The organism is Pseudomonas cavernicola, assembly GCF_003596405.1.
GTDB lineage: Bacteria > Pseudomonadota > Gammaproteobacteria > Pseudomonadales > Pseudomonadaceae > Aquipseudomonas > Aquipseudomonas cavernicola.
Window position 1 is genome coordinate 1,140,146 of sequence record NZ_QYUR01000002.1, and the last position, 24,898, is coordinate 1,165,043.

Consider the following 24,898-nt stretch of genomic DNA (forward strand, 5'->3'; position numbering starts at 1 on the left):
GGGCAGCCGTAGAGGCTGTTCACGATCTCGCGAGCTAAGGTCAGGCAAGGCGAAATCGGGCGCAACGTAGCGAAGCGGAGTAACAGCCAAAGGCTGGCCCGCAGGGCGAGCGAAGCGAGTCAAAAGCGCAGTTTACAAGTAGTAAATGTGCATTTTGAGCCCGATTTCAACGCAGCATGGCCGACGCGCAGCAGATCATGAACAGGCTCTTACAAAATCGGCGAAATCAGCCGCGCTACCCGCATGCCGAGCTGACGCAGGCGATGGATATTCTGGTCGTCGCCGGCGGCCAGTTCGCGCGATTGCGCGAAATCGTCTTCGAGCATCCGCTCGACCTCAGTTGCAAAGCCACGATCGACGGTGAGCAACATGATCTCGAAATTCAGTCGGAACGAGCGGTTGTCCAGGTTGGCGCTGCCGATGGCGGCGGCGTCTTGGTCGATCAACACGACTTTCTGGTGCAGGAAGCCCGGCTGGTAGCGGAACACGCGCACACCGGCATGCAGCGCTTCGAAGGCGTACAGGCTGGAGGCGGCGAACACCGTGCGGTGATCGGGCCGCGCGGGGAGCAGAATACGCACGTCGACATTGCGCAGCGCCGCCAGGCGTAAGGCGGCGAACACGGCCTCGTCGGGGATGAAATACGGGCTGGTGATCCACACCCGTTCGCGCGCCGCATGGATCGCTTCGACGAAGAACAGCGAGCAGGTTTCCTGCGCATCCGCCGGGCCGCTGGTCAGCACCTGACAGAGCATCCCACTGCCGGGATAGGCCTCCGGCAGAATCAGCGGTGGCAGCTGCCGGGTGGCCCAGAACCAGTCCTCGGCGAACGACTCCTGCAGACAGGCCACCACCGGCCCGTGTAGTTCGATATGGGTATCGCGCCAGGGCGCCAGCGGCGGTTTAAGGCCGAGGTATAAGTCACTGACATTGTGCCCGCCGATGAATCCGCACTCGCCATCCACCACCACGATTTTGCGATGGTTGCGGAAGTTGACCTGGAAGCGGTTGAGCATCCCGCTGCGGGTGGCAAAAGCTTCGATTTGCACACCACCGCTACGCAAGCGTTCGATATAGCTGCGCGGCAACCCATGGCTACCGATGCTGTCGTAGAGCAAGCAGACGACGACCCCGGCCGCGGCGCGCTCCAGCAGCAAGGTTTGCAGGCGGCGGCCCAGAGCATCGTCATGGACGGTGAAGAACTGGATGAGGATCGCCTGCCGCGCCGCGCCGATGGCGGCGAAGATCGCCGCGAAGGTCGCCTCGCCATCGATCAGCAGGCGTACTTGGTTGTTCGCCAGGCACGGCATGCGGCTCAGACGCGGCATGGCTCGCAGATTGCCGTAAGCCTCGGATTCAAGTGCCGCCAGGGCTTCTTCTGCCCAGGGGCGCCAGTTCAAGTTGGTCATCGCGTTGCGCATTTCGCGGTCGGCGTGGCGCCGGGCTTTGATGTAGGCGTCGAACGTGCTGCGCCCGAACACCAGATACGGCAGCAGCGTCAGGTAGGGCATAAACAGCAAGGCAATGGCCCAGGCAATCGCACCTTGCGCAGTGCGTACGGTGAACACCGCATGGATTGCTGTGGCGATCCCAAGCAGTTGCACCAGCGCAAGCAGATAGCCGAGTAGCGGGGGAATGCTGTAATCCATGCGCGAGCACTTTCCTTCGACGGGGGAGCCACGGCCTGGCCGGCCAGGTTGTCCCGAGACTGTATACCGAGAGTGTCGCCGCAGGTGGCTATGGGCACATCTGCCGTGCGCCGCTGCAACTGTCGACCACTGACGGCGTCTACTACTGGGTAGGCTAGCGCGGGTTGGCGTCGATGGCACGCCATTCGGGCGAGTCGCGCCGGCCGCATAAGCAGCCCCTGCAAGGAATCCTGAGTATGAACATCCGCCTTCTTACCCTTGGTGCGGCGATCTGCCTGCTAACGCAACTGGCCCAGGCGCAAACGCTGCAGCCTGGGCTCTGGGAAATCAGCTCGAACAACATGCAGCTCAATGGTCAGGCGTTGCCGAACCTAGAGCTATTGCTCGGTAATTTACCGGCAGAGCAGCGACAAATGGCCGAGCAGGCGATGGCGAAGCAGGGGGTCGCGATCGCTGGGCAAGGAGTGCGCATTTGCCTGACTGCAGAACAGGCCAAGACCGACAACATTCCCCTGCTGGGTGCGCAGGCCGGTTGCACCCAGCAGATCACCGAGCGCAGCGCGCAGCTCTGGAAGTTCCGTTATAGCTGCCCGCAGGGCAAGGGCGAAGGGCAGACGCGCTTTGTCAGTGACCGCGAGTTCGTCACCACACTCAATAGCACCTTCACTGCGGGCGGCCAGCCGCAAAGTGGCAGCCTGGAGTCCCGCGGGCGGTGGTTGGCGGCGGACTGCGGCACGTTACAACCGCGCCAGCCTTAGAGCCTGTTCATGATCTGCTGCGTGCTGCTTATGGCTGCGCCAGAGCCTGATGCAGGGTTTTCAGGTTGTGCTCGAACAGCCCGATAAAACTGCTGGCCGGGCCGGAGGTTGCGAGGGCGTCGGAATACAGGGTGCCGCCGATTTGCGCGCCGCTTTCCTGGGCGATTTGCTCGAGCAGGCGCGAGTCCTTGATGTTCTCGACGAACACCGCCTTGATGTGCTGCTGGCGGACCTGTCGAATCAGGCCCGCGACTTCGGCGGCGGAAGGTTCGCTCTCCGTGGACAGGCCTTGCGGGGCAATGAAGCGGATGCCGTAGGCCTGGCCGAGATAGCCGAAAGCGTCATGCGAGGTGACGATGTTGCGGCTGCCGGCCGGCAGGTTGCCGAGCTGTTGCTTGGCCAGCGCCAGCAGCGGGTAAATCTTCTGCAAATAGGCTTGGCTGTTCTGCGAATAGTCCTGGGCATGCGCCGGGTCGGCGCTGCTCAGGGCCTTGGCGATGTTGTTCACGTACAGCTCGGCATTCGCCAGGTTATTCCAGGCGTGCGGGTCGGGAATGCTCTGGCCGCCTTGGTCCAGTGCGCGCGGCAATACGCCGCGGCTGGCGACGACTAGCTTGGCCTTGCTCGCCGTGCTGGCGATCAGGCGATCCAGCCAGGGTTCGAAGCCCAGGCCGTTCTCGATCACGACATCGGCCTTAAGCAGCGCCTTGGCATCATCCGGAGTCGGTTCGTAGGTGTGGGCGTCGGCGTCCGCGCCGACCATATTGCTCAGCTGGATATGCTCGCCACCGATGTGCGCGGTCATGTCGGCGAGGATGCTGAAGCTGGTGACGACCTTGAGTTTCTCGGCGGCCGACAGCGATAACGGCAACAGCAGGGCGAGCAGCACGACTAATCCGCGCATGGGGGTAAACCTCTTGGGGAGCGATGGGTCATTGGGAGGTGATCAGCGGCGGCTGGCGCAGCAAGCCGTGCACCGGGCCGAAGACCACCGAGAGCAGATACAGGCTGCCGGCGACCAGCACGATGGCCGGGCCGCTGGGCAGGGAGGCGTAAAACGACAGCAACAACCCGAGCCAGACCGCGACACTGCCGAGTGCCGCGGCGATCACCAACAAGCGCGGCAAACGTCGGCTCCAGAAGCGCGCGGCCGCGGCCGGCAGCATCATCAGGCCGACCACCATCAGCGCGCCGATGGCTTGAAAGCCGATCACCAGATTGAGCACCACCAGGGTCAGGAACAGGCCGTGAGCCAGCGGGCCAAAGCGGCTGACGCTGCGCAAAAACAGCGGATCGAGGGTGTCCAGTAACAGTGCGCGATAAATCAGCGCGAGCAACAGCAGGCTCAGTGCAGAAACCCAGAGCATGCCGGTCAGCGTCTGGCTATCCACCGCCAGGGCGGAGCCAAACAGCAGATGCAGCAAGTCCAGGCGTTTGCCGGCCAGGCCGAGAATCAACACGCCGCTGGCCAGTGAAATGGGATAGATCGCCGCCAGGCTAGCGTCCTCACGCAGTCCCGTGCGGCGGGTGATCCAGGCCGCCAGCCCGGCCATCGCCAACCCCGCGCCGAGGCCGCCAATGCTCAGTGCCGGCAGGCTCAGGCCGGCGACCCAGAAGCCCAGGGCGGCGCCTGGCAGAATGCCGTGAGCCACGGCGTCGCCAATCAGGCTCATGCGCCGCAGAATCAGGAAAACCCCAAGTGGCGCAGCGCTGCAGGCGAGCACGATGCCGCCAAGCAGGGCGCGGCGCATAAAGGCGAACTCGCTGAACGGTTGCCACAGTTGCGCCAGCAGCATCAGGCCACCTGCATCTGCGGTTGCTGGGCGATAATCTGCTTACTTGCAGACAACGTGCAGCCATTGCTGGCGATTTGCAGCGAAGTTGGAATGTTGCGGCGTACTGCTGCGAGGTCGTGACAGACCACCAGTAGGGTGCGGCCTTCGGCATGCCAGCGCTGGATATGTTTCCACAGCAGCGCTTGGCCAGCTTCGTCGAGTGCCGCGTGTGGCTCATCCAGGAGCAGTAGCGGCGCCTCCGTCAGGCTCAGCCGGGCGAGCAGGGCGCGTTGTAGTTCCCCGCCGGACAGGGCCAGCAACGGGCGCTGTTCCAGGCCGCTCAAACGCCAGTCCGCAAGCACCTGTTGCAAGCGTTCACGGCGATCCGTGGCTGACGGGCGGGCGCGCCAGAGGCCCGCCGCCACCAACTCGACCAAGCTGATTGGAAACTGCCGGTCAAGGCTTTGCTGCTGCGGCAGAAAGCCCACTCCGCCGCGTCGCGGGACAGCCAACTCGACCTGGCCCGCCAGGGGCTTTTGCAACCCGGCGATGACCTTGAGCAGGCTGCTTTTGCCACAGCCATTGGCGCCAATCACCGCCGTCAGGCTGCCAGCGGGCAGGCTCAGGTCCAGCGCCGGGGTCAGTGCCTGGCCGGGTGGGCCCCATCGCAGTGCGCGGCAGCGGATCATGCGCCCTCCCAGTTCCACCGGCTCTCGGCGACGGCGTCATGCGCGTGCAGGCTTTCGGCATGCACCACTCGCAGGTTCAAGCCATGCACCTCGGGTTGTTCGCGCAGGGCCAGATGCAGGCGCCGCGCGGCGTCTTCGCAGAACATCGGGTTTTGCCCATTGGCCAGGGCGAAGGCTTGCTCGTCGGCGCGCTTCACCGCGGTCTGTAACGCAGTGCCCAGTGTGGCTTCCGCGCGGTCGATCAGTGCTTCCAGCGGCAAGTCCGTGGCGGCCGGATTCAGACGAATCTGCAACTGGGCGCTGCTGCGCTGGCTATGCGGGGTGGCGACAATCCCCTGCGGCGAGCCCAGCCAGGCCAGCACCGCAGAGTGCTCCAGGGGGCGACTGCTGAAGTCTTGGCTAAAGCGCTGCTGGATCAGCTGCCGCGCCAGCGCCGCCGAGCACGGGCAGGTCGATGAATAGCTCACGGCGACGCTCAGTTCCACGTGAAACCCCCTTGAATCCAGGCGTGCAGCGATGCTGGCCGGATATGACTTCCAGCCGGCCAGGGGACTGACCAGTGCCGGCCGCTTCAGCAGAGCCTCGGTGTGCAGACGCAAAGAGGCGCTGGCGGAGAGCCCTTGATGACTGTCTAGAAAGTGTTGCAGCACCCGCCGCAGAAGCGCTGGCGAGAGCGGCTCATGCTCCAGCAGTTCAAGGGCCAGATAGAGCCGCGACATATGAATGCCGCGGGCCGCGCCGTCATCCAGGCTGACGCCGGCGTCGGCCCGTGCATTCAGCCGTTGTCCCGCCAACCACAGCGGCACCGCGATACCGCACATGCCGACCCAGTCCAGCGGCAGCGCTTGCCGGGACGCCTGCGCGGCAATGTCCGGCAGAGTTAGAGCGTTCATCGGATTTCCTGTCGAGGGGATTGGTCAAATTATATTGTTATAATATAACATACAGTCAAGCCACGGACGTGACGCCCCATGACCGAACAAGAACTGCTCTGCCAACCGGCTGCGGCCTACATGAATGACGCGCAGCAAGGGTTTTTCCGTGAACTGCTGTTAAGCCAACGCAACGAATTACAGGAGCGCATCAGCGCCGAGTTCGCGCTGTTGGGCGAACAGGAACCGAGCAGTGACCCCGCCGACATCGGCAGCGCCGAGGAGCAGCGGCAATGGCAGCTGCGCCTGCTGGAGCGGGAAAAGAAGCTGCTCGACAAGATCGATCAGGCCCTCGAACTGCTGGCCCGTGGCGAATATGGCTGGTGCGCCGAAAGCGGCGAGCCGATCGGTTTGCCGCGCCTGCTGCTGCGCCCGACCGCGACCCTGTGTGTCGAGGCGAAAGAGCGTGAAGAGCAGCGCGAGCGCCATGTCCGTCAGGGCTTATGAAAATCGCTGATCAAGAGCCGCTGCTAAAGCGCCCAATGAGGAAAATCCGATGCAAAACCGACTTCCTGTGACCGTGCTGTCCGGCTTTCTCGGTGCCGGCAAAAGCACCCTGCTGAATTATGTGCTGAAGAACCGTGAAAACCTGCGGGTCGCGGTGATCGTCAACGACATGAGCGAGATCAATATCGATGGCAGCGAAGTTCAACGCGATGTCAGCCTGAACCGCGCGGAAGAAAAACTTATCGAGATGAGCAACGGCTGCATCTGCTGCACCCTGCGCGAAGACCTGCTGGAAGAAGTCAGCCGCCTGGCCCAGGACGGTCGTTTCGATTACCTGTTGATCGAGTCCACCGGGATTTCCGAGCCGTTGCCGGTGGCGGAAACCTTCACCTTCCGTGCTGAAGACGGCAAAAGCCTGGCCGACCTGGCGCGGCTGGACACCATGGTTACGGTGGTCGATGGGCTGAATTTCCTGCGCGATTACCAAGCAGCGGAAAGCCTGGCCAGCCGCGGCGAGGTGCTGGGCGAGGAGGATGAGCGCTCGATCACCGATCTGCTGATCGAGCAGGTCGAGTTCGCCGATGTGATCCTGCTCAACAAGATTGACCTGATCTCCAGCAGCGAGCGCGAAGAGCTGCTCAGTATCCTCGGCAGCCTGAACGCCACGGCGGAAATCATTCCGATGGTCATGGGCCAGGTGCCGTTGGCGAAGATCCTCGACACCGGCCGTTTCGACTTCGAGCGTGCGGCCCAGGCGCCTGGCTGGCTCAAGGAGTTGCGCGGCGAGCATGTGGCGGAAAGCGAGGCGTACGGCATTGCCTCGAGCGCCTACCGGGCACGGCGGCCGTTCCATCCCGAACGTTTTTTCAGCTTCATAAATCGTGAGTGGACCAATGGCCGCTTGCTGCGCTCCAAGGGCTTTTTCTGGCTGGCCAGCAAGCACCAGGAGGCCGGTAGCTGGTCGCAGGCCGGTGGTTTGATGCGCCATGGTTTCGCCGGGCGCTGGTGGCGTTTCGTGCCCAAGAGCCAGTGGCCGCAAGACGCCGAAGGCGTGCAGACAATCATGCAGAACTGGAGCAAGGAGGTCGGTGATTGCCGCCAGGAACTGGTGTTTATCGGGCAGAACATCGACTTCGCCAAGCTCAATGAAGAATTGGATGCCTGCCAGATGACCGACTTCGAAATGGCCCAGGGCGTGGAGGCTTGGCAACAGTTGCCGGACCCGTTCGGCCCCTGGCATGCGGAGGCTGCCTGATGCTCGCCCGCCCATTAACTCCGCGTAAGTTAACTCCAGTTGCGCGCCAGGTGCTCGGCGATAGCCCGCAGGTGCTGGCTGAGGCGCTGGAAGAGGGCGTCAACCTAGCGGTCTGGCGGAGGCAACTGCCGGCGCCTGTCGCGGGTTTCGCCGACACGTTGTTGTCTTTGGCTGGGCCGCTGGCAGAGGCCATCAGCCTGGAGCTGGAGGGCCAGGAAGCTGAGCCGAATCTGCGTGAATTAGCCGGCAATTTCTCCGATCTGGACGGCTATGATTATTTCGTGGCCGATGTTGCCTGGCTGCTGTCGGCCTACGCCTGCTTGCTCGATGCCAAGCGCATTGGCCTGCGCCTGCGGGTACTGGACAAGGCCATGTGCCCGCGCTTTCACGTGGATCATGTACCGCTGCGGCTAATCACCACCTATGCCGGGACCGGCAGTCAGTGGTTGCGCGAGGGTGCGATCGATCGTGCACGGCTTGGCGACCCGGCGGCCGAGCCGCAAGCGCCGGCGCGTATCCAGCAGTTGGCCAGCGGTGAGGTGGCGCTGTTCAAAGGCGAGAAGTGGCTGGGTAATGAAGGCTACGGCATTGTCCATCGCTCGCCGCAACTGGCTGACGGTGAACGGCGCTTGATCCTCACCCTGGATTGGCTGGCTTGAGCGTGCACTGGCAGTAAGCCCAAGGCAGGTGACGGACAGGTGACTAACGGGCCATCCACACGCCTTGGCTTTGTTTCTCGCAGGCCGGCTTGAGATAGGCTGCATCGCTGGCCACGCCGTAGTAATGAATGTCCTGCTGGTAGGGCGTGCCGGTGACTCGTGCAGAGCGGCAGACCCCAAAGGAGCCGATCGGGCACTGCTCGACAAACTCGACGGCCACCTTCTGCCCTTGCAGTTGCGGCTGGCAAAAGCCTTCGCGAAACAGTTGCGGCGGGATGCTGCGGTTTTGCTGGCAGACCTTGATGTCCAGCCGCGCGGCCTGGCTATGCACCACACAGGCTTCGGCCTGGGCGAACAAGGGTAGGGCGGATAACAGTGCGAGAAGCCACAGACGCATGACAACGCCTCCAGAACGAAATGCGCGAGACTCTAGCACGGTCCCCAGACAGGCCTCACCATAAGCCCATGTTGAAGAATATCCCCACCCACCTGATCGCCGGCCCCCTGGGGGCGGGCAAGACCAGCCTGATTCGCCAGTTGCTGGCGCAGCGGCCGGCGCACGAGCGTTGGGCGGTGCTGATCAATGAATTCGGTCAGATTGGCCTGGACGCCGCGCTGCTGGCGAGCAGCGACGATGGCATCGCCCTCGGTGAAGTCGCCGGTGGCTGCCTGTGCTGCGTGAATGGCGCGCCGTTTCAGATTGGTCTGGCCCGCTTGCTACGTAAAGCCAAGCCGAATCGCCTGCTGATCGAACCGTCTGGTCTTGGCCACCCGGTGGAACTCTTGCGTCAACTGCACGAGCCGCCTTGGGCGGGAGTGCTGGCGGTGCAACCGAGTGTGCTGGTGCTGGATGCCGCCGCCTTGGCCGCCGGACAAGCGCTGCCAGAAACTCAGCAAGCGGCGTTGGCCGAGGCGGGTTTGCTGGTGCTGAACAAAGCGGAAAACCTCGATGACGCGGTGCGGGCGCGGCTGCTGGCCGAGCTGCCGCAGCGGCCGTGGTGCTGGACCAGTCAGGGCGTGCTGCCGCTGGCCCAATTGCCTGGTCTGCAGGCTCAGGCCGAGAGCGCTGGGGATGAGCAGGCGTTGCCATCGAGTGACGCGCCGATCCTGTCCAGTGTCTGGCTCGACCGCCGTCAGCCGATCTGTCAAAGCCAGGGGCAGGCGGAGGGTTGGAGCATCGGTTGGCGCTGGCATCCGAGTCAGCGGTTCGAGTTGATGCGCGTGCAGTTGTGGCTGGCCACGTTGCCCTGGCGGCGTGCCAAGCTGGTGCTGCAGACCAATGCCGGCTGGCTCTCCGGCAATGCCTTGAACGGTGAGCCGATCCATTGGCAAAACAGCGAATGGCGTAAGGATTCGCGCCTGGAACTGATCTTCAGCCAGGCCCAGGATGAGGCGGCGCTCAGTGCCGGGCTGGCCGCCTGTCAGCTGGAGTAGAAAGGCCCGGTGTTGGGATACGCGGGGCTTAGCTGCGCTGAGAAGGTAGGGTGGGCTTCAGCCCACCACGCACCCTGTATCGGTGGGCTGAAGCCCACCCTACTTGGCTCCGCAACCCCCTCAATCGTCCATCCGCGAGTTGGTTCTGGTGTCCTTCATGAACACGTAGACCAGCAGCGAGCAGGCGATGCAGGCGGTGACGTACCAGTAGAAACCGCTCTCCATGCCGATGCTCTTGAACCACAGGGCGATGTATTCGGCGGTGCCGCCGAAGATCGATACGGTCAACGCATATGGCAGGCCAACGCCGAGGGCGCGGATCTCGGTGGGGAACAGCTCGGCTTTGACCACCGCGTTGATCGAGGTGTAACCGCTGACGATGATCAGCGCGAACATGATCAGGAAGAACGCGCCCCACCAGGTCTGGATGCTTTGCAGCGTGCTGAGGATCGGTACGGTGCAGAGGGTGCCGAGCACACCGAAGGTAATCAGGATCGGGCGGCGGCCGATCTTGTCGGAGAGCGCGCCGACGATCGGCTGCAGCAGCATGAACAGGAACAGGGTGGCGGCCGAGATCATGGTCGCATCGCCCTTGCTCATGCCGGCGCTGTTGACCAGGTACTTCTGCATGTAGGTGGTGTAGGTGTAAAACGCCAGGGTGCCGCCCATGGTCAGGCCGACCACGGTGAGGACTTCCTTGGGGTGGCGCAGCAGGGTGCGCAACAGGCTTTCCTTGGGTTTGTCCTTCTTCTTGGTGAAGGAGTCGGTTTCCTCCATGTCGCGGCGCAGGAGCATGGCGACTACCGCACACAGCGCGCCGATGAAGAACGGCACGCGCCAGCCCCAGCTTTCCAGCTGTTCGACGCTCAGGGTCTGTTGCAGCAGGATCAGCACCGCCAGGGCGATGAGTTGGCCGGAGATCAGGGTGACGTACTGGAAGCTGGAGAAGAAGCCGCGCTGCTCCTTGGTCGCCATCTCGGACAGGTAGGTGGCCGAGGTGCCGTATTCACCGCCGACCGACAGGCCCTGCAGCAGACGGGCGAATACCAGCAGGACCGGCGCGGCGACACCGATGGTCTCGTAGCTGGGGGTCAGGGCGATGATCAGCGAGCCGAAACACATCAGCAGCACCGAGGCCACCAGCGCCGCCTTGCGGCCCTTGCGGTCGGCGTAGATGCCCATCAGCCAGCCGCCGACCGGACGCATCAGGAAGCCCACGGCGAAGATCGCGGCGGTGTTGAGCAGTTGTGCGGTGAGGTCGCCCTGGGGGAAGAAAGCCTTGGCGAAGTACAGCGAGAAGGCGGCGTAGACGTACCAGTCGTACCACTCGACGAGGTTGCCGACCGAGCCACTGAAAATTGATTTGAGCCGCTGCGAAGTGGTCTTCGACTCCGCTGGGCTGGCAGATGCAGAAAGGGTGCTGGAGCTGTCCATCACGAATCCTCTTGTCATTGTTGTCGTGGGCGCGTGGCAACACGGCCGGGACAGAGGCAATGGCAAGAGCTGTGCCAGGGGTGGAAAGGCGTGATCTAGAGGGGTTTGGTTAGAATTTCTGGCTGTAAATGAGCGGAAAACTGCCGATGGATTTGACGGGATAAGCGGAAATCCGCCGATACAAAGGGGGGTGGCCCTCTCCCCTAGCCGGGCGCCCCCAGCCCCCGCTCTGCGCCCCGGCCCGAACGCGCAGCGTTCAGGCGCTCATCGGCATCCGAGCCTGTGGCTCGAAAACATGCCGCCTCGCCCCGTAAACGGGAGAGGGGCGTGAAGGTACTTCAAGTCGAGATCGTCAGCCTGATCTGATCCAGTACGGCCTCAGTTTGCCCAAGTGCTTCGTGATTCCGAAAGCGTAGAACCCTGAAGCCTCGCTCCGTGAAATAGCGATCACGGGCGATGTCGCGCGATTGTTGTAGCTGATGCTGACTGCCATCCAATTCGATGATCAGAAAATGCTCTAGGCAAACGAAGTCGACGATATAGCGGCCCATGGGTTTTTGCCGCTTGAACTTCAGACCCCATGAAGCGCTGAGCGCGCAGGTGATATCACAGACGCTGTTCCGCATCGGTCATGGTGCTGCGTAGGTGCCTGGCGTTATGGCGTAGATCCATGCTGAGTGTCCTTACTCGTCATTGACTTTGCTCCCCTCTCCCATTTATGGGAGAGGGGTTGGGGGAGAGGGAGGGCGTGCAAATCCCCTATTTATCGTCAGCAAAAAACTCGCCACGGGCCAGCCCGTGGCGCTGCATCTTCTCATTGAGGGTGCGGCGGGGCAGTTGCAGTTCTGCCAACACCGCCTTGATCTCGCCCCGGTGGCGCGCCAGGGCGCCGCGCAGGCACTGGGCCTCGAAGGCCTCCAGCTGTTCGGCCAGCGACTGGGCGGCGCTGTCGCTGGCCGCCCCGGGTGAGTCGAGGCCGAGCACATGGCGTTCGGCGGCATTCGCCAGTTCGCGCACGTTGCCGAGCCAGGGTTGGCTGAGCAGTTGGCTCAACTCGCTGCCGCTGAGGGGCTGGACCTTGCGGCCGAGACGGGCGGCGGCGTTGTGGGCGAAATGCTCGAATAGCAGAGGGATGTCCTCGCGGCGCTCGCGCAGTGGCGGCAGGCGCAGTTCGGCGACATTCAGGCGGTAGGCCAAGTCCTCGCGGAAGCGCCCGGCGCGGGCTTCCTCCAGCAGGTCAGGCTTGGTCGCGGCGATCACCCGCAGGTCGACGGCGATGCTCTGATTGGAGCCGAGGCGCTCCAGGCGTTGTTCCTGCAACACGCGCAACAGCTTGACCTGTTGTGCCAGCGGCATGCTCTCGATCTCATCGAGGAACAGCGTGCCGCCGTCGGCGTGCTCGATCTTGCCGATGCGTTTGCCCTGGGCGCCGGTGAAGGCACCGCTCTCGTGGCCGAACAGCTCGTTCTCGAACAGGCCCTCGGGGATCGCCGCGCAGTTGAGGGCGACGAAGGGCTGACCCGCGCGCGGACCGAAATCATGCAGGCAGCGGGCCACCAGCTCCTTGCCGCTGCCGGTCTCGCCGCGGATCAGCACGTTGACCGGCATCTGCGCCAGCTCCAGCACCTGCCGGCGCAGGGTTTCCAGGCCGCGCGAGAAGCCCAGCAGGCGGGTTTCGAGCTGCTGTTTGTGGTCGGCCTGTTGATGCAGGCGACGGTTCTCCAGCACCAGTTGGCGTTTCTCCAAGGCGCGCTTGAGGCTGCTCAGCAGGGTTTCCGGACTGAACGGTTTTTCCAGAAAGTCGTAGGCGCCCTGACGCATGGCGTCGACCGCCATCGGCACGTCGCCGTGGCCGGTGAGGAGGATCACCGGCAGGTCGCGGTCCAGCGCTTGCAGGCGTTGCAGCAGGCCGAGGCCGTCGAGGCCGGGCATGCGCACGTCGCTGAGCACCACGCCAGGGAAGTCGGGGTCGAGGTTCTGCAGGCAATCCTCGGCGCGGCGGTATAGCTGCACCTGAAAGCCGGACAGCTGCAGCCACTGCTGCACCGCTTCGCGGATGCTGGCTTCGTCGTCGATCAGGATCACCGAGTTGATCGGCTGGTTGGTCAGCTGGTGGGTCATTGCGGTTCCTCGTCTAAGACGGCGGGCAGGCGCAGGCTGAACAGCGCGCCGGCACCCTGGTTGCAGGCTTCCAGGCGGCCGCCCTGCTCCATGACGATACCGTAGGACACCGCCAGCCCGAGGCCGAGCCCGTCGCCGACCGGCTTGGTGGTGAAGAACGGATCGAACACGCTGCCCAGGTGTTCGGCGGCGATGCCGCCGCCATTATCGGCCACGGTCAGCAGCCACTGGCCGTGTTCGGCCTGGATGCCTACCTGCAACTCGCGCCGGGCCTGCTTGGCGGTGGCGTCGAGGGCATTGCGCAGCAGGTTGACCAGTACCTGCTCGAGACGGATGGCATCGCCACGCACCCAGGCCGGCCGCGCCAGGTGCAGTTCGATGGCCACCTCGGCGCCCCGCAGGCGCGGTTCCAACAGTTGCAGGGCGCGATCCACCACCTGCGCCAGATCCGCGCGCTCGTGCAGGCCGCCGGGACTTTTGCGGGCGAAAGTCTTCAGGTGGCCGGTGAGCGCGGCCATGCGTTCCAGCAGTTCATCCAGGCGCAGTAGGGCCTGCTGTGCCTCATCCGTGCGGCCGTGCGCGAGCAGCAGCCGCAGGCTGGCCAGGTGCATGCGCTGGGCGGTCAGCGGCTGGTTGATCTCGTGGGCCAGGGCGGCGGACATCTGCCCCAGCGCCGCCAGTTTGGCCGCTTGCACCAGGCCATCCTGGGCGGTGCGCAGGGCGGCGGTGCGTTCCTCTACCAGGCGTTCCAGCTCCGTACGGCTGCGTTGGCGCAGGCGCGCCAGACGCCAGCGCTGGTGCAGGAACAGGCCGAGGAACACCAGCGCCAACCAGGCGCCGTTGGCGGCGAGGGCAGCATTGCGGGCGCTGGCGGTGGCGGTTTGCGGTCGGTGCAGCAGGTGTAGGGTCCAGCCTTCGTGCTCCAGCGGCAGCGACTCCCACAGATAGTCGTGGCGGCCCTCGGGGCCGTCGACCCGGGCCAGGCGGCTGTGTGCGCTGAAGTCCTGCAGGCTGCGGTGGCGCAAGGGCACCAGCGGTCTTTTGTCGTATTGGCGGGTGCTGCTCAATTCGGCGCGACCCTGGCTGGAGATCGGTAGCAGCTCGCGGTAGCGCCAGTCCTCATGATTGGCGATGAATACGATGCCTTTGGCGTCGCTGACCAAGATGATGTCCGGGCGCTGGCTCCACTCCCGCTCGAGGCCGGGGAACTCAAGCTTGACCACCATGGCGCCGAGAAACTCGCCGGCATCGCCGAGCACCGCCTGGGAGAGGAAATAGCCGGGAATGCCACTGATTACCCCCACCGCGTAGAAGCGTCCGCTGCCCTTGGTGCGGGTTTCGAGGAAATACGGGCGAAAGCCGTAGTTGTGGCCGACGTAACTGGTCGGCAGACGCCAGTTGCTCGCCGCTACCGCCAGGCCGTTGCGATCCAGCAGTTCGAGGGTCGAGGAGTTGGCCGCGCCATTGATCTGCTCCAGCTTACGGTTGAGGTGTAGTTGCAGCTCACCGCTGACAGGGCCGCGTAATGCCGCACGTAATTCCGGGTCCAGTGCCAGCACCGCCGGCAAGGCGCGATAGCGCTCGATCAGGGTGTGCAGGGACTCGGCGTAGAGCCCCAGTTGTTCGCGCGTTTGCTGGCCCTCATCGAGCAGGGCGCGGCGTTCGCCCTGATGCAGGGCAAGAGCGCCGCTCAGCAGCATCCCGGCCAGGATAAGCAGACTGAAGAGAGCGAAGCGTAATAGGCGGGAATTGATCGTCATGGGCGGCGACGATAGCAAGTCGGCGCAGCCAAGGTGAAGCCGACGATGCCTTGGCCTGCGCTGCGCCGTTAAACTGTCGGCTGATTTTTCGAGGCGTTCCCATGCAGTTGCTCTCCTGGTCGCATCCCACTTCTGCCGATTTCACCCTGCGTGGCTGGCACAGCCCGCCTTCGGGTAAACCGGTGCTGCATTTTCTGCATGGCAATGGTTTTTGTGGGCGCGCTTACGAGCCGCTGCTCAAACGTTTGGCGGCGGACTTCGACCTTTGGCTGTGCGATATCCAGGGCCATGGCGACAGCGATCACGGCGGGCGTTTCCACGGCTGGAACCGCAGTGCCGAACTGGCGCTGGAGGCCTTCGAGAGCGGCCGCGGCATATTCGGCGAAGTACCCTGCTTTGCCGTCGGGCACAGTTTTGGCGGGGTGCTCAGCAGTTTGATCCTGGCCAAACATCCGCAGTTGTTTCAGCGCGCGGTGCTGCTCGACCCGGTGCTGTTTCCACCGGCGCTGATCGGCGTGATGGCGCTGTCCGAAGTGCTCGGTCTGCATCGCCGCAGCACCTTGGCGCGCAAGTCCGCCGCTCGCCGCCGACAGTGGCCGGACCGTGCCGCGGCCTATGCGGGGCTGTATGGTCGCGGCATCTTCAAGGGCTGGGACGATGCGGCGCTGTGGGCCTACGTCGAGCATGCGCTGAAGGAGGTAGAGGGCGGTGTCGAGTTGAAATGCCGGCCGAGCCGTGAGGTGGAAATCTTCAGCTCCTACCCGCGCCGGCTGTGGCCGTCGCTGGGCAAGATCGTGACGCCAACGCAGATTCTGCATGGTCAGCAAAGCTATCCCTTTGTCGCCAAGGCGGTGGCGCGGGTAACGGTGCTGAATGCCCACGTCAGTGCCCAGGTGGTGTCCGGCGGGCACTGCTTTATGCAGGAAGCCCCGCAGGATTGCGCCGAGCGCGTCGCCAATTTCCTCTTGCAGCACAGTTGAGCTGGGCAAGCCCCGCCGCTTAATTGGCAGTGAACAACGGCGTCGGTTTCCTCGGAACTCCATGAGGCGCCCAAGAAACACGAAAGACGGGGCTGGAGGAGGTCGGGTGCGTCATCCGTGGACGGCGCGCCCGGCGGAACTCCCGGAAATCAGCGGTCGTTCTTGGATGTTGAGGTTGCGGCGTTGCCCAAGCCTTTCATGTTGTGATCGCCGGGGGTGGTATCCGAAATGGCAGTGGCCTTGGTCAGCCCGCGGGTGTCCTTCGAGTTGGCGACGCCGGAGGTGATCGAGCCATGCTCAGAGTCATCCGCCCGATCTCTGCCGTAGTGGTTGCTGTGGTCATCCCCCGTTCTGACCGCCCTTCCGGAGTGGTCGCTGCTCAGGCCGGCGCCCTGGCCGTTACTGCTGTGGCTGCCGGAATGCCCGCCCGCATTGCCACCACCCTGTCCGCCGCCATGCCCACCGCCGTGTCCGCCGCCATGCCCGCCACCATGTCCGCCACCGCCACCGCCACCGCCACCGCCACCGCCACCATTTCCGCCTTTTGCATGGGCAGCGGAGATGAAAGACATTTCGCTGGGGAGCAGGGCGGCCGAGCCGAACATCATCGTGCAGGCCGCCACGGCCAACAGTGTTTTCTTCTTAATAAGCATGATGCCTCCTGGGCAATCGATCACGTGGAGGTAAGACCGCGCGTGCAGAAATTTGTTCTTGCACCCAAGACGAAAGGCCATGCCTTCGCATGGGCCGGCGTGCGCGCGTTGGGGCCGCTCTAACTAGATGCTAGTGGAATTAGTAGGGTGGAATCCCCGAAGGGGCTTCCACCGCTTGCCGCGAACCAACTGGCCGTTAGGACTTCGAATCGCTCGAACGCCTCGCCTTGTGCTTGGCGTTGATTGTTTGCCCCCTTTGGTGGATTACGCCGCTGCGCGGCTAATCCACCCTACCTGCTGCAGAAATTCGTTCTTGCAGCCAAGACGAAGGGCAATGCCGCCACACAGGCCACTAACGCTGGCGTAGTTCAGTGGTGCCACTTGTCATGCGTGCGGCGCCACTCGCTGAGCTGGATCACTTCGGCTGAGGTGCCGGGCTTTTCTGGTTTTTTGTCGGGTGTTATATCGGGCACTATGTCGGGCTTTTCTAACGCGGTGCTGGGCTTTTCCATAAACGGGTGCGGTGCCAGTTCGATATGTCCGACTTGCTCGCCGAACATGGTGATGGTGCCGGCATGCCGCTGTTCGCTGGTGACGGTGAACTCGAAGCCATAGACCCGCGCCAGACGCTTACGTCCGCGGGCGTCGGGCAGCAGGGCGATTCTGCGCAGGGCGACGTTGTCGTCGAGCAAAATCACCTCCGCCTGCTGGCAATGCTGCTTGACCTTCGCCAAGGCTCGTTCGCGCAAGCCATGGGCATGCCACAGCCAGGCGCCGCCGGCGGCCAACAACATCAGCACGAACAGATTACCCAGGGTCAGCATGGTCGTTGCGCTCCAACAAGGGCGGTCAGCTTACCCGCCGCGAGCCAGGCACTCCAGCCTGTCTCATCGGGGCTATTTGCCGCCATACTCCGCTCTCACAATTGCAGCTTTAACAGGCTGTTGAAAAACTACTGCGAGCTTCGCGCGCTATGCGGCGCTGAAATCCACCTGACAAAAGCGAAGCAAATAGAATGCTCATTTGCAGTTCGTAAACTCGGCTCGGGCATCCTGCTTCGCTCTAACTCCTGCATCCATGCAGTCGTGCGCCTTCTCGGCTGATTGACTCGCTACACTCGTCCTGCGGGCCAGCCTTTGGCTGTTACTCCGCTTCGCTGCGTTGCGCCTTGCAGCCGTCGCTCGCGACTTTTTTCAATCGTCTGTTCACAGTTCAGGAACCCGGCATGAAACGTACACCTCATCTGCTCGCCATCCAGTCCCATGTGGTGTTCGGCCATGCCGGCAACAGCGCGGCGGTCTTTCCCATACAGCGTGTTGGGGTCAACGTCTGGCCGCTGAATACCGTGCAGTTCTCCAATCACACTCAGTATGGCCAGTGGGCGGGAGAAGTGTTGGAGTCGGCGCAAATTCCGGCGCTGGTCGAAGGTATTGCGACGATTGGTGAGCTGGGTCGCTGCGATGCGGTGTTGTCCGGTTACCTCGGCAGCGCGGCGCAAGGCCGGGCGATTTTGCAGGGGCTGGCGCGAATCAAGGCGGCCAACCCCAAGGTGCTATACCTCTGTGATCCGGTGATGGGCCATCCGGAGAAGGGTTGCAGCGTCGCCCCGGAAGTCAGCCATTTCCTGCTCGAGGAGGCCGCCGCCGTCGCCGATTTCCTCTGCCCCAATCAACTGGAGCTGAACAGCTTCGCCGGGTACCCGCCGAGGTCGCTGCAGGATTGCGTCTATATGGCCCGCTCCCTGTTGGCGCGTGGGCCGCAAGCCGTGCTGGTCAAGCACCTGGACTACCCCGGCAAGGCCGCCGATTGCTTCGAGATGCTGCTGGTGACCGCCGAGGCGAACTGGCATTTGCAGCGTCCGCTGCTGGCGTTCCCGCGTCAGCCGGTAGGGGTGGGCGACCTGACTTCGGGGTTGTTCCTGGCCCGGCTGCTCCTGGGCGACGAGCCGCTTGCCGCCTTTGAATTCACCGCTGCGGCAGTGCACGAGGTGCTGCTGGAGACCCAGGCCTGCGCCAGTTGGGAGCTGGAGCTGGTGCGCGCGCAGGATCGCATCGCCCACCCGCGGCAACGCTTTGCGGCGGTGCGGCTGTAAGGGCAGTTCAAACCACTCAAGTGCCGCCCAGCCACCAGGCACTGCCGATTAGCTTGGCACAGGCTGGTCTCAGGCTTCTTCGCGAATTTCCTTATAGCGCTGCTCCAGCTCCTGGCGCAGCTGGCGGCGCTGCTGGGCTTGCTTGAAACGGCGTTTTTCGTCGGCGCTTTGCGGCTGCCGTGGCGGCACGGCGGTAGGTTTACCGGCGTCGTCGACGGCGACCATGGTGAAGAAGCAACTGTTGGTATGCCGCACCGATTGCTCGCGGATGTTCTCGGTGACCACTTTGACGCCAATCTCCATCGAGCTGGTGCCGCTGTAGTTGACCGAAGCGAGGAAGGTCACCAGTTCGCCGACATGGATCGGCTCGCGAAAGATCACCTGATCCACCGACAGGGTCACCACATACCGCCCGGCGTAACGGCTGGCGCAGGCGTAGGCGACTTCGTCGAGGTACTTCAACAAGGTGCCGCCATGCACGTTGCCGGAGAAGTTGGCCATGTCCGGAGTCATCAACACGGTCATCGACAGCTGGGCGTTTCCGGGTTCCATAGGGCAGGCTCTTGGCTGGGGAGTGGGACGGGTGTGCTGTCTCAAAAATAACGATTCAATTTTGGCGGCGTCTTTTGCCGCCATACCGCGTTGCCGTTCCTCGCCATAGCTGGGCTATGACTCGTCACGGCGCCTTGCCTGGCAACAAAATCCACTCGCCAATTCTTGACCGTATTTCCGAGACAGCACACTAGGATAGCCGCGCCGCAATATGCGGCACTGGCCTCTCTACCCTGACGCAACGCCCCGCCGACTCGTCACGCCGGCGCTGGCGAGCGGCCTTGCCCGCCGTGGGCTGGTTACTTGCCGGCCGAGAGGCCGAAATCGATCGCCAGGTTGGCGCCGGTGATGGCTTCCGCATGGGGCTGGCAGAGGAACCAGACCAGCTCGGCGACTTCATCCGGGCGGATAAACCGCGCGTCTTTGCCCTGCGGGTAGAGTTCCAGCAGCTGGCGTTTATAGGCTTTTGGATTGCCTTCACCGTAGCGCTCGGCCTGGAAATCGAGCATCGGCGTGGCGATATCCCCCGGCGACACCGTGTTCACCCGGATGCCATCGCTGGCCAGATCCAGCGCCAGGGTCTTGCCCATCAAGGTCAGGCCGCCCTTGGCCGCGCAGTAGGCGGCGGCGTTGCGGTTGCCCTGGTGGCCGGCGTCGCTGGAGATGTTGACGATGCTGCCGCGGCTTTCGCGCAGGTGCGGAATCGCCGCCGAACACATGAAGAAGGCGGCCTTCAGATTAACCGCCATGACCAGATCGAAGTCCTCCTCACTGAAGGATTCCACCGGCCCCTCACGCCAGATGCCGGCGGCGTTGACCAGCGCGTCCAGACGCCCGGTACGGCCGAGCACGCAACTGACCAACTCCTGGCAATTGGCCGCCGAGCGCAGGTCGATCGGCATGCTCGCCGCCAATGGCATGCTGTTGTTCAGGACATGCAGGCCGGCGCTGTCGACGTCCGTGGCGGCCACGCGCCAGCCGCCTTGGGCAAAGCGCTTGGCCAGTGCGCTACCGAGGCCGCCGGCCGCGCCGGTGATAAGAACTACGGGGGTACTCATCGGAACTCCTTAGTCTGTAAGGTGGGCTTCAGCCCACCGATGCAACTCTTGTGGTGGGCTAAAGCCCACCCTACGGCCTCCCCGCGCGGGGAGGGCGACTTCACGCCTGGGTCAGGTACCAGCGCCAATCCTGCTCGCCGACCTCGCCCATGAATTGGCGGTATTCCTCGTGCTTGATCGCCAGAAAGACCTTGAGAAACTCTGCACCGAAGACTTCCTTGGCCCAACTGGAGTCTTCCAGTGCGCGCAGTGCGGTCAGCCAGTCGGTCGGCAGAAACTCCTTGGCCTGGGCGTAGCCGTTGCCCACGATCGGCGCGCCGGGATCGATCTGCTGGCGGATGCCGTGATGGATGCCGGCGAGAATTGCCGCAGCGGCCAGATAGGGGTTGGCGTCGGCGCCACAGATACGGTGTTCGATATGCCGGCTCTTGGCCGGCCCCCCTGGCACGCGCAGGGACACGGTGCGGTTGTTGATGCCCCAGGTCAGCGCCAGCGGCGCATAGCTATTGGCCTGGAAGCGGCGGAAGGAGTTGGCGTTGGGGCAGAACAGCGCCAGCGAGTCGAGCAGGGTGGCCATCATGCCGCCGATGGACTGTTTCAGTAGCGTGCCTGCGTTGCTATCAAGGTCAGAAAGCTCGCTGGCGTAGAGGTTATTGCCCTGCTCATCGGCCAGGCTGACATGCATGTGCATGCCGGTGCCGGCCAGATCGCCGAACGGTTTGGCCATGAAGCAGGCCTGCAGGCCGTGCTTGTTCGCCACGCCTTTGACCAGGCGCTTGTAACGAATGCCCTCGTCGATGGCTTGCAGTGCGTCGTAGCGGTGTTCGAGGGTGATCTCCACTTGCCCCGGGGCGTATTCGGAAATCGCCGTGCGCGCCGGCAGACCCTGAGCGTCGCAGGCGTCGTACAGGTCATTGAGAAACGGTTGCAGTTGCTCCAGCTCATACACGCCATAAACCTGGGTGGCATGCGGGCGTGAGCCATTGGCCTGGCGCGCCGGAAGCGGCCGACCGTTTTCGCCACGCTCGCGGTCGAGCAGGTAGAACTCCAGTTCGACGGCCATCACCGGGTGATAACCCTCGGCTTTCAGTCCGTCGATCACCTTGACCAGCACATGCCGCGGATCGGCGACGGCGGCGGGCTGGCCGTGCTGCGGGTGCATGCTCACCTGCAACTGGCCGGTCGGTTGCTGGCGCCAGGGTTGCAGGGTCAGGCTGCCGGGCAGTGGGTAGGTCCAGCAATCGGCATCGCCGACTTCCCAGACCAGCCCGGTGTCTTCGACGTCATCGCCATTGATGGTCAGGCCGAGGATGGTGCTCGGCAGTGGTCGGCCGCTTTCGTAGATCGCCAGCAGTTCTTCACGGTGCAGCAACTTGCCGCGCGGCACGCCGTTGGTGTCGATGATGAACAACTCGATGCTGCGCACCTCGGGATGGGCGGCGAGGAAGTCTTGGGCTTCTTTAATGTCGGCGAATTGCATGGGGGTGTCCTGTTGTCTGGTTTTTTCGCCCCGCTCCGCGCCCCGGCCTGAACGCGGAGCGTTCAGGCGCTCATCGGCACACGAGCCTGCGGCTCTAAAAGCATGCCTCCTCGCCCCGTAAACGGGAGAGAGGGTTATTGCCGCGCGCCGGGGATGGCCAGTAGTTCGCTCAGTGCTTCGTCCAGCGTAGCCAATAGGCGATCGACATCGCTGACGCTGGTGTCGGGGCAGCACAGGGTCATGTTGTGGAACGGCGTGATGAGGATGCCGCGGTTGATCAAATAGAGGTGCAGGGTCATCTGCAGGCTGTCATGGAAGGCCGCTTCGGCGTCGGCGCCGGTTTTCGGCGACTGCGCGCAGAATTGGAACTCGCTGCGGGCGCCAAGTTCGGTCACCGACCAGTTGAGCGCGTGTTTGTCGATCAACTGGCGAAAGCCGGCCGCCAGGCGCGCGGCCAACGGCAGCATGTGCGCATACGCGGCCTCGGTCATCACTTCGCTGAGGTTGGTGCGCATGCAGTGCATGGCCAGAGCGTTGGCCGACAGCGTGGTGCCCATGCCGCTGTGGCCGTGGCCTTCACCGTGCTCGCTGGCGTGGCTGCGGGCCAGTTGCATGGCCGTGGCCATTTCCGCGCTGCAACCGTAGACCGAGCAGGGCACGCCACCGGCGATCGGTTTGCCGAGGGTGATGAAGTCCGGCTCGAGGTTCCAGGCGCGGGTACAGCCGCCGGGGCCGGTGGAGATGGTGTGGGTTTCGTCGATGATCAGCAGCGTGCCGTACTGGCGGGTCAGCTCGCGCAGCTTGGCGTGGTAACCGGGCTCGGGCAGGACCATGCCGATATTGGTCATCGCCGGCTCGCAGAGCACCGCCGCCACGTCACCTTGAGCCAAGGCCGCTTCCAGGGCGGCGAGGTCGTTGAAGGGTACGGCGCGGCTGTATTGGGTCAGGTCGTAGGCCTGGCCGAGCAGGCCGGGGCGGTGCACGGTGCGGTCGTTCTTGTGCCGCACCATCACGTCATCGACGGTGCCGTGGTAGCAGCCGTCGAACACAAGAACCACCTTGCGCCCGGTGATCGCCCGCGCCCAGCGGAGAACGAAGCGGTTGGCATCGGTGGCGGTGGTCGCGACTTGCCAATAGGGCAGGCCGAAGCGCTCGGCGAGCAGCTCGCCAGCGACTACCGCATCTTCGCCGGGGAGCATGGTGGTCAGGCCATTGCCGCCTTGTTCGGCGAGCGCGCGGGCAATCGGTGCCGGCGAATGGCCGAACATGCTGCCCGTGTCGCCAAGGCAGAAGTCGACGTAGTCGTGGCCATCGACGTCATAGAAGCGCGCGCCTTGGGCGCGGCTGACAAACAGCGGCGAAGGCGTCGACCAGTCGCTCATCCAGTGCATCGGCACGCCGCCGAACAGCGAGTGGCGGGCGCGCTCGGCGAGGGCGATGGATTTGGGATTCTGTTCGAGGAAACGTGCACGCTCACGGGCGGCTAAGGTTTCCACGGCGCTTTCGCTGATACCACTGGCGGTCATTTTGAACACCTCGTTCGAATTTCCGCACATGATTGTTTTGTGATCACAGAACTGTCAATAGCTGTCATAAAAAAGCCGATAAGCTACAATTCTCAAAATTTGTGATCACAAAGAGGATTTTATGTCTGTTAACGCATGGCAAGGGCAGGTGGCGTTAGTCAGTGGTGCGGGCAGTGCCGAGGGGATTGGCTTCGCGATCGCTCGGCGGTTGGCGCGCGAAGGCGTGCGTTTGCTGCTGACGGCTAGCAGTGAGCGAATCCACCAGCGCGCGGCCGAGTTGGCGGAGCAAGGTATCGAAGTGCGGGCGGCCATCGCCGACCTCACGGACGAAGCGCAGGTGGCACAGTTGTCGGCCTGGGCCGAGGCGCAATGGGGCCGGGTGGACATTCTGGTGAACAACGCCGGCATGGCGCAGGTGGGCAGTGCCGAGCCTTTCGCCGAGGTCGCCGGTATGGACTTGGCCACCTGGAACCTGTCGCTGACGCGCAACCTGACCAGCAGCTTCCTGCTTACCCGCGCCCTGCTGCCGAGCATGCAAGCGCGCGGCTATGGGCGCATCGTCAATATCAGCTCGACCACCGGCACGCGCGGCAGCAACCTCGGCGAGGCCGCGTACAGTGCGGCGAAAGCCGGCCTGGTCGGCCTGAGCATGGGCTTGGCGCTGGAAGTGGCGAAGCAGGGCATCACGGTCAACAGCATCGCCCCGGGTTGGATCGCGACCGGCTCGAGCAGCGATGAGGAGCGCCACGCGGCGCAATACACCCCGCTGGGTCGCGCCGGACGCCCGGAGGAGATCGCCGCGGCCGTGGCCTTTCTTGCCTCACCGGAGGCCAGCTACATCACCGGCGAATTGCTGGTGGTGGATGGCGGTAACTGTCTGATCGAGAACAAGGCACCCTGACGATGCGCAACTGCAGCCTGACCCTGAACCAACTGCCGGCGCCGCCGGCCCCTGCACAGTGACGCGAGCATGGCCGACAACCTGCAGGACCAGCTGTACCAACGTATCCGCAAGGGCCTGCTGGCCGGGCAATTCCGGCCCGGCGAGCGCCTGAAAATCCGCGACTTGGCGGCGGCCTTGGGCACCAGCCCGATGCCGGTGCGCACCGCCTTGCAACGCCTGGTAGCCGAGGGCGCGCTGGAGGCTGAGCCGCAGCGTTCGGTGCGCGTCCCGCCGATGACCCGTGAACGCTTTCAGCAATTGTTCCAGGTGCGTCTGGCGCTCGAAGGTCTGGCGGTGGAAACCGCCACGCCGCGCCTGACAGCCAGCGACCTGGCGATCTTGCAGGGCTGTGTCGAGCGTATGGAAAGCGCGCTGGAGCGCCGAGACGTGCAGGGCTATCTGAACGACAACAGCCTGTTTCACCTGACGCTCTACCAAGCCTGTGCCAACCCGGTGTTGTTACGCATGATCGAAGGGCTGTGGTTGCAGGTCGGGCCGTTCTTCAATCGGCTGTTCACCGAGGCCGACTTGTCGCTGCGTCTCAACGACTTCCACGACGACACCCTCAAGGCGCTAAAGGCCGGTGACGGCAAAGCGGCACGCGCGGCCGTGGAGCAGGATCTGACCTACTTCGGGCAGTTCCTGCTCAATCTGCTGGCGCTGGAAAACAGCCAGGTATCGCGGAACGCGTAATCCTGCGT

General features: G+C 63.8%; 25 protein-coding genes. 9 read left to right on the forward strand and 16 right to left on the reverse strand.

Translation table 11 applies throughout. The annotated features are described in order from the left end of the window. Positions 1-209: 209 nt before the first annotated feature. The gene (gene cls / locus D3879_RS05640) at positions 210-1,649 is read right to left on the reverse strand and encodes a cardiolipin synthase (RefSeq protein ID WP_119953089.1); all 1,440 of its coding nucleotides are present in this window, start codon (positions 1,647-1,649) and stop codon (positions 210-212) included. A gap of 236 nt (positions 1,650-1,885) precedes the next feature. Here cls and D3879_RS05645 point away from each other — a divergent pair, with 236 nt between their 5' ends. Continuing rightward, the gene (locus tag D3879_RS05645; RefSeq protein WP_119953090.1) at positions 1,886-2,407 is read left to right on the forward strand and encodes a DUF3617 domain-containing protein; all 522 of its coding nucleotides are present in this window, start codon (positions 1,886-1,888) and stop codon (positions 2,405-2,407) included. A gap of 28 nt (positions 2,408-2,435) precedes the next feature. Here the strand turns inward: D3879_RS05645 and D3879_RS05650 are convergent, their stop codons facing one another. From D3879_RS05650 to folE2, 4 genes are read right to left on the reverse strand one after another with little or no spacing between them, the layout of a single operon-like run. Beyond that, complete coding sequence (locus tag D3879_RS05650; protein WP_119953091.1) at positions 2,436-3,311, reverse strand: metal ABC transporter substrate-binding protein; 876 nt, start codon at positions 3,309-3,311, stop codon at positions 2,436-2,438. Positions 3,312-3,339: 28 nt separating this feature from the next. After that, entirely contained in the window at positions 3,340-4,203 is an 864-nt protein-coding gene (locus D3879_RS05655) for a metal ABC transporter permease (RefSeq protein ID WP_119953092.1), read from the reverse strand. Continuing rightward, positions 4,203-4,871, reverse strand: coding sequence for a metal ABC transporter ATP-binding protein (locus tag D3879_RS05660; protein ID WP_119953093.1), 669 nt, complete (start codon positions 4,869-4,871; stop codon positions 4,203-4,205). The genes D3879_RS05655 and D3879_RS05660 overlap by 1 nt, the downstream gene beginning before the upstream one ends. After that, positions 4,868-5,764: a GTP cyclohydrolase FolE2 gene (gene folE2, locus D3879_RS05665; RefSeq protein WP_119953094.1), complete on the reverse strand. Its 897-nt coding sequence runs from the start codon at positions 5,762-5,764 to the stop codon at positions 4,868-4,870. The genes D3879_RS05660 and folE2 overlap by 4 nt, the downstream gene beginning before the upstream one ends. 78 nt (positions 5,765-5,842) lie before the next feature. Between folE2 and dksA the strand changes: the two genes are divergently transcribed. The 3 genes from dksA to D3879_RS05680 are packed head-to-tail and all read left to right on the forward strand — an operon-like array spanning position 5,843 to position 8,164. Continuing rightward, positions 5,843-6,250: an RNA polymerase-binding protein DksA gene (dksA, locus tag D3879_RS05670; RefSeq protein ID WP_119953095.1), complete on the forward strand. Its 408-nt coding sequence runs from the start codon at positions 5,843-5,845 to the stop codon at positions 6,248-6,250. Positions 6,251-6,299: 49 nt separating this feature from the next. After that, positions 6,300-7,505, forward strand: coding sequence for a zinc metallochaperone GTPase ZigA (gene zigA / locus D3879_RS05675; RefSeq protein ID WP_119953096.1), 1,206 nt, complete (start codon positions 6,300-6,302; stop codon positions 7,503-7,505). Next, positions 7,505-8,164 (forward strand): DUF1826 domain-containing protein, encoded by a 660-nt coding sequence (locus tag D3879_RS05680; protein WP_119953097.1) that lies wholly within the window; start codon positions 7,505-7,507, stop codon positions 8,162-8,164. The genes zigA and D3879_RS05680 overlap by 1 nt, the downstream gene beginning before the upstream one ends. 43 nt (positions 8,165-8,207) lie before the next feature. Here the strand turns inward: D3879_RS05680 and D3879_RS05685 are convergent, their stop codons facing one another. Beyond that, a complete protein-coding gene (locus tag D3879_RS05685) occupies positions 8,208-8,561 on the reverse strand; it encodes an NADH:ubiquinone oxidoreductase (protein ID WP_119953098.1) in 354 nt (117 codons plus the stop codon). A gap of 68 nt (positions 8,562-8,629) precedes the next feature. Between D3879_RS05685 and D3879_RS05690 the strand changes: the two genes are divergently transcribed. Next, positions 8,630-9,598 (forward strand): CobW family GTP-binding protein, encoded by a 969-nt coding sequence (locus D3879_RS05690; RefSeq protein ID WP_119953099.1) that lies wholly within the window; start codon positions 8,630-8,632, stop codon positions 9,596-9,598. A gap of 120 nt (positions 9,599-9,718) precedes the next feature. Here the strand turns inward: D3879_RS05690 and D3879_RS05695 are convergent, their stop codons facing one another. From D3879_RS05695 to D3879_RS05710, 4 genes are all read right to left on the reverse strand, one after another. Continuing rightward, the gene (locus tag D3879_RS05695; RefSeq protein WP_119953100.1) at positions 9,719-11,032 is read right to left on the reverse strand and encodes an MFS transporter; all 1,314 of its coding nucleotides are present in this window, start codon (positions 11,030-11,032) and stop codon (positions 9,719-9,721) included. A gap of 338 nt (positions 11,033-11,370) precedes the next feature. Continuing rightward, positions 11,371-11,658, reverse strand: a complete 288-nt coding sequence (locus D3879_RS05700; protein WP_338014868.1) for a DUF559 domain-containing protein — start codon at positions 11,656-11,658, stop codon at positions 11,371-11,373. Between the two features lie 133 nt (positions 11,659-11,791). Then, positions 11,792-13,153 (reverse strand): sigma-54-dependent transcriptional regulator, encoded by a 1,362-nt coding sequence (locus D3879_RS05705; protein WP_119953101.1) that lies wholly within the window; start codon positions 13,151-13,153, stop codon positions 11,792-11,794. Continuing rightward, positions 13,150-14,913 carry a sensor histidine kinase gene (locus tag D3879_RS05710; protein WP_119953102.1) on the reverse strand — a complete coding sequence of 588 codons (1,764 nt, stop codon included), beginning with the start codon at positions 14,911-14,913 and terminating at the stop codon, positions 13,150-13,152. The genes D3879_RS05705 and D3879_RS05710 overlap by 4 nt, the downstream gene beginning before the upstream one ends. Before the next feature lie 101 nt (positions 14,914-15,014). On the opposite strand from D3879_RS05710, the gene D3879_RS05715 reads away from it, so the two are divergent. After that, positions 15,015-15,893, forward strand: coding sequence for an alpha/beta fold hydrolase (locus D3879_RS05715; RefSeq protein WP_119953103.1), 879 nt, complete (start codon positions 15,015-15,017; stop codon positions 15,891-15,893). Positions 15,894-16,042: 149 nt separating this feature from the next. On the opposite strand, the gene D3879_RS26650 is transcribed toward D3879_RS05715, so the two are convergent. Then, a complete protein-coding gene (locus D3879_RS26650) occupies positions 16,043-16,546 on the reverse strand; it encodes a hypothetical protein (RefSeq protein ID WP_177412374.1) in 504 nt (167 codons plus the stop codon). Between the two features lie 368 nt (positions 16,547-16,914). Then, positions 16,915-17,370 (reverse strand): DUF3301 domain-containing protein, encoded by a 456-nt coding sequence (locus tag D3879_RS05725; protein ID WP_119953105.1) that lies wholly within the window; start codon positions 17,368-17,370, stop codon positions 16,915-16,917. Positions 17,371-17,771: 401 nt separating this feature from the next. Between D3879_RS05725 and pdxY the strand changes: the two genes are divergently transcribed. Continuing rightward, positions 17,772-18,638: a pyridoxal kinase PdxY gene (gene pdxY / locus D3879_RS05730; protein WP_119953106.1), complete on the forward strand. Its 867-nt coding sequence runs from the start codon at positions 17,772-17,774 to the stop codon at positions 18,636-18,638. 69 nt (positions 18,639-18,707) lie between these two features. On the opposite strand, the gene D3879_RS05735 is transcribed toward pdxY, so the two are convergent. The 4 genes from D3879_RS05735 to D3879_RS05750 form a co-directional block, all read right to left on the reverse strand. Further along, on the reverse strand, positions 18,708-19,190 hold the full coding sequence (locus D3879_RS05735) for an acyl-CoA thioesterase (RefSeq protein WP_119953107.1): 483 nt from the start codon (positions 19,188-19,190) through the stop codon (positions 18,708-18,710). Between the two features lie 299 nt (positions 19,191-19,489). Further along, the gene (locus tag D3879_RS05740; RefSeq protein ID WP_119953108.1) at positions 19,490-20,248 is read right to left on the reverse strand and encodes an SDR family NAD(P)-dependent oxidoreductase; all 759 of its coding nucleotides are present in this window, start codon (positions 20,246-20,248) and stop codon (positions 19,490-19,492) included. A 100-nt stretch (positions 20,249-20,348) separates the two neighbouring features. Next, on the reverse strand, positions 20,349-21,728 hold the full coding sequence (locus D3879_RS05745) for a glutamine synthetase family protein (RefSeq protein ID WP_119953109.1): 1,380 nt from the start codon (positions 21,726-21,728) through the stop codon (positions 20,349-20,351). Positions 21,729-21,862: 134 nt separating this feature from the next. After that, the gene (locus tag D3879_RS05750) at positions 21,863-23,254 is read right to left on the reverse strand and encodes an aspartate aminotransferase family protein (RefSeq protein ID WP_119953110.1); all 1,392 of its coding nucleotides are present in this window, start codon (positions 23,252-23,254) and stop codon (positions 21,863-21,865) included. 121 nt (positions 23,255-23,375) lie between these two features. Between D3879_RS05750 and D3879_RS05755 the strand changes: the two genes are divergently transcribed. Beyond that, positions 23,376-24,155, forward strand: a complete 780-nt coding sequence (locus tag D3879_RS05755) for an SDR family NAD(P)-dependent oxidoreductase (RefSeq protein ID WP_119953111.1) — start codon at positions 23,376-23,378, stop codon at positions 24,153-24,155. Between the two features lie 69 nt (positions 24,156-24,224). After that, positions 24,225-24,890 carry a GntR family transcriptional regulator gene (locus tag D3879_RS05760; RefSeq protein ID WP_119953112.1) on the forward strand — a complete coding sequence of 222 codons (666 nt, stop codon included), beginning with the start codon at positions 24,225-24,227 and terminating at the stop codon, positions 24,888-24,890. The last annotated feature ends 8 nt before the right edge of the window (positions 24,891-24,898 follow it).

Bases quoted from the DNA above. Each gene is read 5' to 3' on its own strand.
- D3879_RS05760 (WP_119953112.1), top strand. From the start codon at position 24,225: ATGGCCGACAACCTGCAGGACCAGCTGTACCAACGTATCCGCAAGGGC.
- D3879_RS05660 (WP_119953093.1), bottom strand. From the start codon at position 4,871: ATGATCCGCTGCCGCGCACTGCGATGGGGCCCACCCGGCCAGGCACTG.
- D3879_RS05695 (WP_119953100.1), bottom strand. From the start codon at position 11,032: ATGGACAGCTCCAGCACCCTTTCTGCATCTGCCAGCCCAGCGGAGTCG.
- zigA (WP_119953096.1), top strand. From the start codon at position 6,300: ATGCAAAACCGACTTCCTGTGACCGTGCTGTCCGGCTTTCTCGGTGCC.
- folE2 (WP_119953094.1), bottom strand. From the start codon at position 5,764: ATGAACGCTCTAACTCTGCCGGACATTGCCGCGCAGGCGTCCCGGCAA.
- D3879_RS05685 (WP_119953098.1), bottom strand. From the start codon at position 8,561: ATGCGTCTGTGGCTTCTCGCACTGTTATCCGCCCTACCCTTGTTCGCC.
- D3879_RS26650 (WP_177412374.1), bottom strand. From the start codon at position 16,546: ATGCTTATTAAGAAGAAAACACTGTTGGCCGTGGCGGCCTGCACGATG.
- D3879_RS05705 (WP_119953101.1), bottom strand. From the start codon at position 13,153: ATGACCCACCAGCTGACCAACCAGCCGATCAACTCGGTGATCCTGATC.
- D3879_RS05700 (WP_338014868.1), bottom strand. From the start codon at position 11,658: ATGCGGAACAGCGTCTGTGATATCACCTGCGCGCTCAGCGCTTCATGG.
- D3879_RS05680 (WP_119953097.1), top strand. From the start codon at position 7,505: ATGCTCGCCCGCCCATTAACTCCGCGTAAGTTAACTCCAGTTGCGCGC.
- D3879_RS05750 (WP_119953110.1), bottom strand. From the start codon at position 23,254: ATGACCGCCAGTGGTATCAGCGAAAGCGCCGTGGAAACCTTAGCCGCC.
- D3879_RS05725 (WP_119953105.1), bottom strand. From the start codon at position 17,370: ATGCTGACCCTGGGTAATCTGTTCGTGCTGATGTTGTTGGCCGCCGGC.
- D3879_RS05655 (WP_119953092.1), bottom strand. From the start codon at position 4,203: ATGCTGCTGGCGCAACTGTGGCAACCGTTCAGCGAGTTCGCCTTTATG.
- dksA (WP_119953095.1), top strand. From the start codon at position 5,843: ATGACCGAACAAGAACTGCTCTGCCAACCGGCTGCGGCCTACATGAAT.
- D3879_RS05710 (WP_119953102.1), bottom strand. From the start codon at position 14,913: ATGACGATCAATTCCCGCCTATTACGCTTCGCTCTCTTCAGTCTGCTT.
- D3879_RS05645 (WP_119953090.1), top strand. From the start codon at position 1,886: ATGAACATCCGCCTTCTTACCCTTGGTGCGGCGATCTGCCTGCTAACG.
- D3879_RS05745 (WP_119953109.1), bottom strand. From the start codon at position 21,728: ATGCAATTCGCCGACATTAAAGAAGCCCAAGACTTCCTCGCCGCCCAT.
- D3879_RS05755 (WP_119953111.1), top strand. From the start codon at position 23,376: ATGTCTGTTAACGCATGGCAAGGGCAGGTGGCGTTAGTCAGTGGTGCG.
- D3879_RS05740 (WP_119953108.1), bottom strand. From the start codon at position 20,248: ATGAGTACCCCCGTAGTTCTTATCACCGGCGCGGCCGGCGGCCTCGGT.
- pdxY (WP_119953106.1), top strand. From the start codon at position 17,772: ATGAAACGTACACCTCATCTGCTCGCCATCCAGTCCCATGTGGTGTTC.
- D3879_RS05650 (WP_119953091.1), bottom strand. From the start codon at position 3,311: ATGCGCGGATTAGTCGTGCTGCTCGCCCTGCTGTTGCCGTTATCGCTG.
- D3879_RS05735 (WP_119953107.1), bottom strand. From the start codon at position 19,190: ATGGAACCCGGAAACGCCCAGCTGTCGATGACCGTGTTGATGACTCCG.
- cls (WP_119953089.1), bottom strand. From the start codon at position 1,649: ATGGATTACAGCATTCCCCCGCTACTCGGCTATCTGCTTGCGCTGGTG.
- D3879_RS05690 (WP_119953099.1), top strand. From the start codon at position 8,630: ATGTTGAAGAATATCCCCACCCACCTGATCGCCGGCCCCCTGGGGGCG.
- D3879_RS05715 (WP_119953103.1), top strand. From the start codon at position 15,015: ATGCAGTTGCTCTCCTGGTCGCATCCCACTTCTGCCGATTTCACCCTG.